Source organism: Bacteroides sp. D22 (assembly GCF_000163675.1).
GTDB lineage: Bacteria > Bacteroidota > Bacteroidia > Bacteroidales > Bacteroidaceae > Bacteroides > Bacteroides xylanisolvens.
This window is the reverse complement of sequence record NZ_GG774816.1, coordinates 69,903-82,530: the sequence shown is the minus strand read 5'-3', so window position 1 is coordinate 82,530 and position 12,628 is coordinate 69,903. Positions and strand designations below refer to the sequence as shown.

7 protein-coding genes are annotated in these 12,628 nt (G+C 42.8%); 2 read left to right on the top strand and 5 right to left on the bottom strand.

Annotation, left to right across the window (positions count from 1 at the left end; genetic code table 11):
• Nucleotides 1-2: 2 nt before the first annotated feature.
• The gene (locus HMPREF0106_RS06110) at nt 3-278 is read left to right on the top strand and encodes a DUF4884 domain-containing protein (protein ID WP_004312856.1); all 276 of its coding nucleotides are present in this window, start codon (nt 3-5) and stop codon (nt 276-278) included.
• 157 nt (nt 279-435) lie between these two features.
• Here HMPREF0106_RS06110 and rbr read toward each other — a convergent pair whose 3' ends face one another.
• Nucleotides 436-1,014 carry a rubrerythrin gene (rbr, locus tag HMPREF0106_RS06115; protein ID WP_004298806.1) on the bottom strand — a complete coding sequence of 193 codons (579 nt, stop codon included), beginning with the start codon at nt 1,012-1,014 and terminating at the stop codon, nt 436-438.
• A 249-nt stretch (nt 1,015-1,263) separates the two neighbouring features.
• On the opposite strand from rbr, the gene HMPREF0106_RS06120 reads away from it, so the two are divergent.
• Entirely contained in the window at nt 1,264-2,943 is a 1,680-nt protein-coding gene (locus HMPREF0106_RS06120) for a SulP family inorganic anion transporter (RefSeq protein WP_009040690.1), read from the top strand.
• Between the two features lie 205 nt (nt 2,944-3,148).
• Here the strand turns inward: HMPREF0106_RS06120 and HMPREF0106_RS06125 are convergent, their stop codons facing one another.
• The 4 genes from HMPREF0106_RS06125 to HMPREF0106_RS06140 all read right to left on the bottom strand — a co-directional run bounded on the left by HMPREF0106_RS06125 (nt 3,149) and on the right by HMPREF0106_RS06140 (nt 12,623).
• Entirely contained in the window at nt 3,149-5,473 is a 2,325-nt protein-coding gene (locus tag HMPREF0106_RS06125; RefSeq protein WP_009040689.1) for a family 20 glycosylhydrolase, read from the bottom strand.
• Between the two features lie 98 nt (nt 5,474-5,571).
• Nucleotides 5,572-7,395, bottom strand: a complete 1,824-nt coding sequence (locus HMPREF0106_RS06130) for a DUF5006 domain-containing protein (protein WP_008023682.1) — start codon at nt 7,393-7,395, stop codon at nt 5,572-5,574.
• Nucleotides 7,396-7,438: 43 nt separating this feature from the next.
• Complete coding sequence (locus tag HMPREF0106_RS06135; RefSeq protein ID WP_008023680.1) at nt 7,439-9,253, bottom strand: RagB/SusD family nutrient uptake outer membrane protein; 1,815 nt, start codon at nt 9,251-9,253, stop codon at nt 7,439-7,441.
• Nucleotides 9,254-9,266: 13 nt separating this feature from the next.
• Nucleotides 9,267-12,623 carry a SusC/RagA family TonB-linked outer membrane protein gene (locus tag HMPREF0106_RS06140; RefSeq protein WP_004312870.1) on the bottom strand — a complete coding sequence of 1,119 codons (3,357 nt, stop codon included), beginning with the start codon at nt 12,621-12,623 and terminating at the stop codon, nt 9,267-9,269.
• Nucleotides 12,624-12,628 lie beyond the last annotated feature (5 nt).

The following is a 12,628-nucleotide window of genomic DNA, read 5'->3' as shown; positions in this document are numbered from 1 at the left end:
TTATGAAAACATTGATTCGGACCTTTATTCTTTTCTTCTGCATAACGGGACTAGCTTCCTGCTATGCAGGTATTCCACTGAAAAGCGGAAAATCGGAAAATAACCAGACTTATGAAGTCAGTTATCTGTTCGAGCACGACGGAGTGAAAGTGTACCGTTTTCTCGATCTGGGAAACTATGTGTATTTCACGACCCGGGGAGATGTAACCAGTATCAAGAATGATTCAACAAGAAAAAGGACAATTACTATTTATAAAGACAGTATACCAAACCGATAACGAAAAGAGGGTGTCTAATTAGTCTCTTTTTAACGATTTCACCCCTATCAGCAGTTCAAATAATGACTCTGACAGGGGTGATTTCTTTTTTTCGGGGCATGTTAGACAGCCTCTTCCTTTATTTAAATCATTCGAGATTTATCTATTCATCCGTAGATTAATAGTTTTCCTTCTTCACCTCGAAATAAGCCTGTGGATGCAGACATGCCGGGCAAACTTCAGGAGCTTCCTTACCGATTTCAATGTAACCGCAGTTACGGCATTGCCATACCACTTCGCCTTCTTTAGCGAATACAGTCATATTTTCGATGTTATTTACGAAGGCAAGATATCTTTCTTCGTGACCTTTTTCTGCGATGGAGATATTGCGGTACATAGCAGCAATCATCGGGAAACCTTCCTGTTCTGCCACGTCGGCAAAGTGAGGATAATCCAGTGACCATTCTTCATGTTCACCCGCTGCGGCAGCGCGAAGATTTTCAAGTGTATTACCAATTACACCGGCCGGATAGCTGGCAGTGATTTCTACCATACCGCCTTCGAGGAACTTAAACATACGTTTTGCATGTTCTTTTTCCTGATCGGCAGTTTCAGTGAAAATAGCCGCAATTTGTTCGTAGCCTTCTTTTTTAGCTGCACTTGCGAAATAAGTGTAACGCATTCTAGCCTGTGATTCTCCTGCGAATGAAGTCAACAGATTTTTCTCTGTTTGAGTTCCTTTAATACTCTTAGCCATAATTCTATATATATTTTAAATTGGTTGATTACCAAACGTAACTTGTCGTACTATTTATAACGCAAATATAAGCGATTTGTTCACAATAAACCACCTTTTCTTAATGAATAAAAACTATCACCTCATTGATGAAATCTATCAACAGACAAATAGTATGTTCAAAAACATACTTATTTCGATTATTTTATCTAATTTTGCAACCTCTACTTTGCAAAAAAGAACAGAGTACACGTATAACAACATCTAAAAATGAAGCTATTTGAATTTAAACCCAAACTGGTTTCTTGTCTAAAGAATTATTCGAAAGAAACGTTTATGGCGGACCTGATGGCCGGCATCATCGTAGGTATCGTGGCGCTTCCACTGGCTATCGCTTTCGGGATCGCTTCGGGAGTTTCGCCCGAAAAAGGTATTATCACTGCTATCATTGCGGGATTCATCATTTCCCTGTTGGGAGGCAGCAAAGTCCAGATCGGCGGTCCTACAGGAGCATTTATCGTCATTATCTATGGCATCATACAACAATACGGCGAGGCCGGACTGATTGTAGCCACGCTGATGGCGGGCGTACTCCTTGTATTATTAGGAGTGTTCAAGCTGGGAGCTGTCATCAAATTCATTCCTTATCCTATCATCGTCGGATTTACCAGCGGTATCGCCGTCACTATTTTCACAACCCAGATTGCCGATATTTTCGGTTTATCTTTCGGAGACGAGAAAGTGCCGGGAGACTTCGTCGGGAAGTGGCTGATTTATTTCCGACACTTCGACACGATCAACTGGTGGAATACCATCGTTAGCATTGTCAGCATTATTATTATCGCCATCACTCCGAAGTTCTCAAAGAAAATTCCCGGCTCGCTGATTGCCATCATCGTAGTCACGGTAGCCGTTTACCTGATGAAAACTTTCGGAGGGATCGACTGCATCCAGACAATCGGCGACCGCTTCACCATTAAATCGGAGTTGCCCGATGCCGTTGTGCCTGCGTTGGATTGGGAAGCTATCAGGGAACTGTTTCCGGTGGCTATCACCATTGCCGTATTGGGAGCTATCGAGTCGCTGCTGTCTGCCACGGTAGCCGACGGTGTGATAGGCGACCGCCACGATTCCAATACAGAACTGATTGCACAGGGAGCTGCCAATATCATAGCTCCTCTGTTCGGAGGTATTCCTGCCACCGGAGCCATCGCCCGTACCATGACGAATATCAACAACGGGGGTAAGACACCGATAGCCGGAATCATCCATGCAGTAGTATTGCTGTTGATTCTGCTCTTCCTGATGCCACTCGCACAATATATCCCGATGGCATGCCTTGCCGGAGTACTGGTCATCGTATCTTACAACATGAGCGGATGGCGTGTATTCAGAGCTTTACTGAAGAATCCGAAATCGGACGTTACCGTACTGCTTATCACGTTCTTCCTGACCGTTATCTTCGACCTGACTGTCGCTATCGAGGTAGGATTGGTGATTGCTTGCGTCCTCTTTATGAAACGTGTCATGGAGACTACCGAAATCTCGGTAATTACCGATGAGATTGACCCGAATAAAGAATCGGATATTACCGTACACGAAGAAAACCTGATGATTCCCAAAGGTATAGAGGTATACGAAATCAACGGCCCTTATTTCTTCGGCATCGCTACCAAGTTTGAAGAAACAATGACACAACTGGGAGACCGCCCGAAAGTACGTATCATCCGTATGCGCAAGGTTCCGTTTATCGACTCCACAGGTATTCATAACCTGACTGCTCTCTGCGAAATGTCACAGAAGGAAAAGACTACCATTATCCTTTCGGGAGTCAACAAGAACGTGCATGATGTACTGGAAAAAGCCGGATTCTACGAGTTGCTGGGAAAAGAGAATATCTGCCCGAATATCAATGTAGCATTGGAAAGAGCGAAAAGTCTGGTAGAATAACACTAATTATCAGTCACTTACAGGAGCTATATACCGTGCGTGTTGGACATATAGATCCAATGTGTACGGCATATATGACCTGCGTGTTGGATCTATATATCCAACACGCAAGCTATATATAGCCTATTTAATCAATCGTCACCTTACTAGACTTTAAAAAATAATCCGCGCTTATGCGCCGCCCTCCACACCTGCTTGGCTTGTCTTACTCCAGCATCACTTCATCAAAAAAGATTCTCGATGTCTGTCCCGGTCTCACATGAGATGCAGGACAAACTCCCGGACCTTTGGCGGTCACACGTACATAACGTGCCTGTGTGCCTCCCAGTTTCAATGACAGGTTTTCTATAAAATTCCCTTCACGGAAAATCTCTTCAGACGTGAAGCTCTGCACGACGGCTTCGCGGAACTTGGAGTTATCATCCGAAACTTCCACCCTCACGGATGCCGGTTTATGGATAGCCATTCCATTGTTCGTGATGCATCCCAATATCAACGTGTTCAGCATTTCCAGCTTCAGCAAGTCAATCGTAAAAGAGACAGAGTCATTGTCCGCCCATGAGCACCACTCGAAATCCGAATATTTCAGGCTTCCGCGTATTCCATTCGTCAGGAGCTTTTCAGTCGGATTGGTTCCCAGTACAGGTTTGGCGGTAGCCAGATTCCATCGGACAGGAAGTATCAATGTCTTTCCCATCTGTCTGCCGTGCGCAAAAATTGCACCTTTTAGGGTAAGCGCCTCTTTTACAGGCACTATTTTTTCGTAGAGCGGTGAAGTTGCCGTAGGTTCGCTGCCGTCCGTCGTATAATGTATCTCCATATCAGGACGGATACATTCCAGTTTCACCTCAAGCATTCCGTTGTTTGGAGTTACCGTATGCTGGATATTGTACATTGAACGGGCGTAAACGATGCCTTTAGCTGTCAGATGCTCATTATAGGCATCCAGTCCTTTCAAAAACGCAGTCCATTCCTTGCGTGCAGGCTGTGTCCATGCCACTTCCGCCAGGGCGGCAAGACGGGGGAACACTAAATAATCGACATCTTCCGGCTTATTGCAGAACTCCGTCCACATAGATGCCTGTACGCCCTTTAACAAAGAAGCATATTCCGGTTTCCAGTCCGCTTGCACAGGTTCGTAATCGTAGATGTCTTTCAGCGTGTTATTTCCAAAATAAGTTTGGGGTTCGAACCATTGCGGGCCTTGATAACGAATCAGATACAAGATGCGGGCAGGGGTCATAATGAACTGATGTCCTTTTTCCGCGGCTTTCAAAGCAGCCGTACCGAGTCCGCGCCAGCCTTGGATGATAACACCTTCCGGCAGGAAACTGCTATTTGTCAGTTCATCCCAACCTATCACTTCGCGTCCTTTGCTGCGTACATAGTCGCTCATCCGTTTCATAAAGTAACCTTGCAGGTCTTCTTCGTTGGCAAGGTGCTCTTTCTTTATCCGCTGCTGGCAAAGCGGGCATTTTTTCCAGTACCCTTTCTGCGCCTCATCTCCTCCCAGATGAATATATCGCGAAGGGAAGATTGCCATCACTTCATCTAAAACATCTTGCAAGAATGTAAAAGCACTATCGTTTCCGGCACAATAAATCACTCCCGAATTACTTCCGCCCAAACCTGGAATTACTCCGATGTAACTGTCTACTACGGGGCAGGCCAGTTGCGGATAGGCAGCCAGTGCAGCGTTGCTGTGAGCCGGCATATCTATTTCGGGGATAATTTCTATCTGGCGGTCGGCAGCATAGGAGACCATTTCTTTAATATCTTCCTGTGTATAAAGTCCACCGATAGGAGTGGGCTCACCCGGTTCGGCGTTACGGCGGAAATAGAAGGGAACGTCCATGCGGTTCACTCTCCATGCTCCCACTTCCGTCAGGCGGGGATATTTCTTGATTTCCAATCGCCAGCCGTTATCGTCCGTGAGATGGAAATGAAGCGTATTAATTTTGAGCATGCCCATACAGTCGATGATACGCAACACGTTTTCCTTGGGGATGAAGAAACGGGCGGCATCCAGCATCAATGCCCGATAGCCGAAGCGTGGCTCATCCTGAATGGTTACTGCGGGGATACTCCATCGGATATTCTTAGCCTGTTGATTGCCTTCAACAGCCGACGGCAACAATAGGCGGATGGTCTGTAATGCATAGAAAAAGCCTTTTATATCCGATGCCTTTACCTGAATCTGTTCCGGAGTAACTGCCAACTGATAGGCTTCGCTTTTTAAAGAAGAGTCGGTTGTAAAGCAGACATGGCTCTTCTCACTGCCACCTATTGCCAACTGTGAGGTGATCCCCGAGCTTCTCTTCAATAAGTTTATAAAGTTGCGGACGATGACAGCCTGCTCATGGTTCTCTACCGAAAACAGCGTTTGAGAAGAGAAGGTAAAGTTGCCCTCTCCCGGCACGACCTGCGCCGGACGGGGAACTATTGAAATAGGGGGAGATGTCAAGTTGGCGGCATGCATACTAATCAAAGACGTCAATAGCACGAGAATAATTAAGATTTCTTTCTTCATGGTAATAAAACTTTTAAGAGTGAAAATGTCGAAAGAGATGCATAAACACCTGACTTCCGACATTTTATCAATTAATCTATTGAAAGCAGAACACTATATTAGTAGAATAATTGACCTGCATTTGCCCAGTATGTCACACCTTCGTCCGAATACGTGCTATTCGTATAAAAACGAATCCAATCAATTTCCATCATAGGTGTATTCGGATCGGTCTTAGGTTCGGAAATAGCCTTCAATACACTATCCCATCCGTCCGGACGATTGTCTGCCGGAGCAAAAAGGAAATCCAAAGCCAAGCCATCTGCAGGAGCAAAACCCCAAGAACTTGTCGAAGGGACATCTACATTCGTACTTCCATTGATTCCTACTTTTATTCCATCTGTAGTCAATTCTACCCAATAAATATTATAATCACCAATTTTGGGGAGTGGGCTTGTTTTAGTACCATCTTCCATTGTCGAGAAAACACCTTGTGTCACCAAGTTTCCTTTCGTATTTCTAAGAATATCGATTCTCTGTATTTGTTTATCAAATACGCCCCCAGGTGCATCTCTAAGCTCAATGACCGGAACAATACCCGTACGATCTCCCGTCACACGCACTCTCATTTCTATACGCATTCCCGGATTGATGTGTATAAAACGGGTAGAAGCACCTGAACCGCCTCTTCCAATATATACAGCAGCCGAACCGTAATCTCTACTCGCACCAAGTCCGTCTCCCGGTGTGGAACCAGCTTGTACCCACAATTGATAAGTACCGTCTTCTGTTACATTAGAACATTTATCGCGATTAGCAGCAAACACATCTTGTATTGATTTAGTTGGAATATAATTAAAAGACCAATGCCTATAGTTACCAAACGACGTATTCGGCTTCGTCGGCATACTCCACCCGAAAGAGCTTTGTATAAAATGGAACTCTACGCCACTCCAGAATTTCCATCCTTCCTCTGCTAATTTCTGGTTGGGATGCGAAGTTAACGAAGCATAATCAGTTCCAGGTTTAGCACCCGTTTTTCCGGTTATTTCTACAGACGAGCTTCTGTCACTCCCCCACCAAGCATCGAATTTGCTTTTATTGCCTTTAGATACAAATGGATATTCCGGATGTTCATACACCAAGGTCGGATCATACATATCCGGATTGGCAAGAGATTCGAGGTCAGTCATCATAATTACTAATTTATCAGACTTCATCGGATTAGCTTCAGAGTTTGAAGTGAAATTCAATGTCAACTCCTTGTCTCCTGTCTTCGCTCCATCCATAACTAAAGATATAGGGTCAGTTTTTGCGTTCAGCGCTCCTGCAGGAATAGTCAGTTCACTGGGCAAATTTTCAAAAGAGCTCTCATCCTCCGCTTTTGCGCTGATACTTACCACAATAGGTATTGCCCTCGGTTTATCCAGACTGGCTACCAACACAAATTTATCACCTTCCGTTACTATATTGTCCGCATTGCCTTGTATTGCCATATTTACCCGATAGTAATCGGACACTTTCATAGGAAAACTAGGGTTACCAATCTCGTATCCGCGGGAAAAAGCTACAAAATTAAAGTTTTTACTTCCTTCCAATCCAGTTTCTTTCAGAGGGAACTCAACACGAATACTCTTCTCACCTTTCGGAAAAGTAACGATGTTATGAAAATCTTTGAATACGCCGGACACATCCTCCGTACCAGTTTTAGCGGTAAAATAAATATCAAAATCTTCGTTAGCCAAAACCTCGCTTCCATCCTTATCCGGATTAATATCCAAATCGACAACTAACTTTTCGCCCATTACAAAAGTCGTATTATTGACAGTCATCGTAAAAGGAACAGCTTGTGGTAAAGGCAAATACTTAGTTTCATCTTCACATCCCATCAAGCATACACCCAATAGAGATATTGAAAATAGTTTGTAGAATATATTCTTCATGTTTTTTTCTTTATAATTATCAATGAACTTAAGTTGATGCTTCTCAATTTTTGCGCCACCCCGGATTCTGTGTCAGTTCTTTATTCAATGATATCTCGCTCGGTGGAATCGGAAGTAGATAATCACGTCCCGCATCAAACTGGAACCCACGTGGAAGAACATTTTTCAGTGGATCCAAGTAATCGTTATTGTCTACCAGAATTTGAGCCAATTCTTCATTCTTCGGATCAATTGATTTATATAAAACGCTGCCGGCTCCAAAGTAAGCGCCTCCGCCACGTTTCCCCTGGAATAACTTATGTGCTCTCCAACGCATCAAATCATCCAAACGCATTCCCTGCAATGGCAGTTCAGAGCGTCTTTCCCGACGGATTTCTTGCAGATTGGCAGAAATTGTATAACCAAAATCAGGGAAATTGGGATCAATAGCTGATGGAGCGAGATAAGTGACTCCGGCCCGTTCGCGTAATGGCTTTATAGTCTTCTCCAAAACAGCAGCGTCACATTTTCCCAATTCTTCCGCAGCTTCTGCATAAGCCAGCAAGGCTTCTGCATAACGAATCATTGGAGTGGCAGTTTCTCCCTGCCCACTTACGAATGTAGTATCAATTCCCATACGGATATGATAGCCGGTAGTATTACTCTGATTTCCGGTACTTACAATTTGAGGAGGATTGATTAAATCTTTATCTTCCTCTGAATAAGCCTTCACCAGCATTTTCTTAGCTCCTTTCACTGTCATCGATTTGTATTTACAGTCCGAATGCATTACAGTGGCCAGCAACCGACCATCCCTATCCTTAAAAGATTCATTGAAATCTTTAAATTTTGCGGCTGTGGGATCAATAAAGTTGCCATCCACACTTAAATAATTATCTACTAATGATTGAGAAAGTCCGGCTGGTCCTTCAGCATCACACATTCCACTGGATAAATTCGTATTTAAACTGTGAACCAAGTTGTCGGCAATTGAATATTTCTTCCAAAACAACACTTCCTGAGTAGCCGACAAATCTTTTGAATTGAACAGGTTTCCATACGCATCATCAATATTCTTCACTGATTTATCATTCTCTTTTGTGTTTAATGTAATACCCATTTGAAACAATTCATCCCCCAAAGTAAGTACTTGCTGCAAAAAATCATCTGATTTATACTCGGCAGCGGCAAAGTCAGTACCTTTATGATATTTCTCCCACGTACCTTCAAAGAGTGCCACTCTCATCGCCATAACCATAGCAGCTTCTTTACAAATACGCAATCCCTGATATTTGCTGCGGGAATATAGCAACTCTTTAGCTGCCTTCAAATCATCAAGAATGAATTGTGCCACTGCCGAACGATCACGTGCCGGAATCTGTAACCCGCCAACGGTAGCGTTTCCATCCCAAAACTTGTCCATCACAGGAATACTGCCGAATTTAGTCAACAAGTAATAGTGCCAATATGCACGAAAGAAATAGGCTTCTCCTTTCAGAGATAATACTTCCGCTGTTTCTTCAGCTGCCGGTACTTTATAATATTCTAAGAAGTAATTGACACTACGTAGATTCTGGTATCCTTTCTGCCATTCTGTTACGCCTCCGATAGATTCTTGCAACTCCCCGTTCATACGCCTGTCATACACCATGGCTACCATATTATCACTATTCTTTTCTTCTCCCATTATTCCCATGCCATAGGCACCTGCAGAAGGAAGAGCAATATACAAACCATTGACATAATTAGTCACGGCACTTTGATTCGTCAAGAATGTCTCGCTACTGGGCACCACCAAAGGCACTTTATCCAGAAAGTCAGAACAGGAAGTCAATAAAGTACCGGCTAAAGCTACTGCTAATAAATATATTTTTTTCATCATTATCCTCTATTTAAAAAGTAAAATCAAGTCCGAATACAAAATTCCGGTTTAGCGGATACACCATACCATTACCATTAGATACGACCGGTGAGGTTAGACCCGGAGCCTCTGTAGTAGTACCTCCAGCCATTCCGTTCACCTGATTAAGCGTTTCCGGATCAAACTGTTTTGGCAATTTTGTTACAGTAAACAGGTTATCGCATGCTACATACAATTTCAGTCGACTAATACCGATATGTTTTAGCAACTTCTTATCGAAATTATATGATACAGTCAGGTTCTTCATACGCATATAAGCTGCATTCAATAAATAGCGAGTTGAATTATACCCTGTATTTACATAAAAGTCCTGATTATTTTTCCAGCTAGTCAGACGAGGCAAAAAGCCATTCGGAGTCTCCGGGCTGAAATAATCCAGATGCTCCTTGAAGTTATAGCTACCTGCACTAAACATATAGCTACTTCCCGAAATCGGGAAATCCCTTTTTGCCACTCCTTGCAATAAAGTAGATACTTCAAAACCCTTATATCCCACATTCAAATTGATACCGAACGAATATTTGGGAGTTGTATTACCAATAATCTTCAAGTCACCATGATTGTATATCGTACCGTCACCACCATCTATTTTCCCATCATTATTGGAATCTATATATTTCAAATCTCCACGACGCCACATGTCATCCGGCTTGAGCGCACTCATATCCACCTTTCGCAAGTAATCATCAATCTCACGGTTTGTCATGAAAAGGTCGTCAGCCTGATACCCCCAAATCTCACCAAGATCCATCCCTTCATAATATCCTTTATTAGGACCATACCCGGTGTGATTATTGTAAATGGTTCCATCTGGATTATTATATTTGGTAACGACAGCCTTATAGCTAAACACATTGAATCCTACGCCATAACTAAATCCACATTTCAGCTGATCATGCCAGTTCACCGAAAGCTCCCATCCGCGGTTACGCAATGTAGCATTATTTATTTTAGAGCGGTTTTCGGAAGCTATACCACTAATATCGGGAATAGCTTCGGCCGGACCAATCATATCCCTTGTCATGCGCTGGTATATATTTGCTTCTAAAGAAAGCCGATTGTCGAACAGCATCAAATCAAGTCCCAAGTTTGCATTATCCACTTTTTCCCATGTAATAAACGGACTTACCATTTTAGGGGTCTTTGCTATCGTTCCCTTGATAGCACTGGCAGAAGAGGCAGTAGGCAATAACCAACCATTAGATCCCAAAGCATCCAATGACATAGTAGCCAGATAATCGTATAATCCGGCTCCATTCTGATTACCCAGACGACCATAAGACACACGGACTTTCAATTGAGACACCGGAAGTTTCAGCCTCTGGAAGTAATCTGTTCTGGCAATATCATAACCAGCAGAGAATGAAGGGAAAAATCCCCAACGGTTTCCTTTTGCAAAACGTGAAGAGCCATCATAACGCCCGCTGAACTCAAAGAAATATATATTGTCATAATTCCAGTTCAACTTAAGGTAAGCCCCCATTGTAGCCCAATGTGTACGATCTTCTCCGGCTATGACGTTCCCGCTGGCATTTGCAAAAGAAAAGATATCATTACTCATCATTCCATCTTTATACATATACTCATTGGAATCTTCTTTCATTTCCATTTGGAATCCCGCCATTGCCTTGAAAGAATGTTTTCCCCATTGCTGAATATACATACTGGACACATTAGGCGACAAATAATAATTGAACAGACTTCCACGGGCATAAGAACCGAACTTCATTAACTTCCAATCGATATTCGGATAAGAGAATCCTTGCCTGCGTCCAGTAGCATCACCCGGTTTTAGCGTCCCTAAAGGAGTTTCATATTGCGGATTCTCATATAGAATCATATTGTTATTTTCTACATCAAAACGTATCTTCATTTCAGCCGTAACATCCCATCCTTTCATTAGAGTAGCCGTAGCGGATACTGACAAGGCATCTGAAAGCCGATTATTTTCATAATTCGAATTTTGCATGAAAAGCGTTTCGTTCCAGCTGGGAATATTATATTTTGAATCAATCGGCAAATGTGTAACTTGTGACGGACGATGCGAACCTATCTTATTATAAATAATAGACTGGTTGGGCATCGGACGTTTTATCATTTGCAAAGTTATATTATTATTTAGGTTGAATCTCAACCAGTCAGTAGGCTTCGCCTGTAGCTTTGTATTCAGATTATACTTGCTCAAATCATCCTTAACATGATCCAGAAAGCCCTCCTGATAGACATATCCCATACCGATATAGTAGTTTATCTTCTGCGATCCACCCTGTACACTCAAATTATGTGAATGACGAATGGACTTATCCTTGTAATAGTATTTAAACCAATCCGTATTGCCATACTGGGCATAATATGCACTAGCCCAGTCTTCTCCGTTACTAGATACATCTATTCCCGGAAATTCCTCTGAATATGGATTCTGCATGAATCCCTTAATCTTTTCTATAACCGAGTCTGAGATTCTATTAATCCCCGAAGCAGATGCACCGGCATCATACAAAGCATTATTATAATAAGCAAACTCCAAAGAATTCATCATCTGTGGAGTACGGATAGGAGAACTAAAACCAACTGTTCCCGAATAACTTACTTTAGCTTTTTCCGAATTTCCACTTTTAGTTGTAACCAATACCACACCATAGGCGGCACGGGCACCATAAATCGCGGCTGCCGAGGCGTCTTTCAACACACTGATACTAGCAACATCGGCGGGATTCACATTCTGCATACTTTGTTCGATTCCGTCTACCAATACATACGGTTCGCCACCATTGATAGAGCCAACACCACGGATATTGAATTTTATATCCGTACCCAACTCACCTCCTTTAGCTCCTCCCATTGCATCCGATGCGAAATTTAATCCTGCTACATTACCTTGCAAAGCGCTGGTGAGGTCCGTTATGGGACGATTGACGATATCATCTCCTTTCACTACAGATACCGCCGCCGTAATTGTATTTCTCTTTTGCGTATCCATACCGACAACAACAACCTCATCAAGCACTTCCGTGTTTTCCTTCAATACGAATCGATTGTTTTGTAATTTTGTAATTTTCACATCCAATGGAGTATAGCCAACATAACTTATAGAAAGCGTTTGCCCCGCTTTTCCCTGAACAGAAAAATTTCCGTCCAAATCCGTAATTGTTCCGGTTTTTGCACCTTTCACCATCACACTGGCGCCAATAACAGCTTCTCCCTGTTCGTCCACTACTTGCCCCGTAATCATCTTTTGTTGGGCAATGACCCCTATCGGCAATAAGAATAGGAAAATCAGAAGAAAAACAAGTCGTTCTTGTATCTTCATTAATTTTTCTTTTTTCATAATAT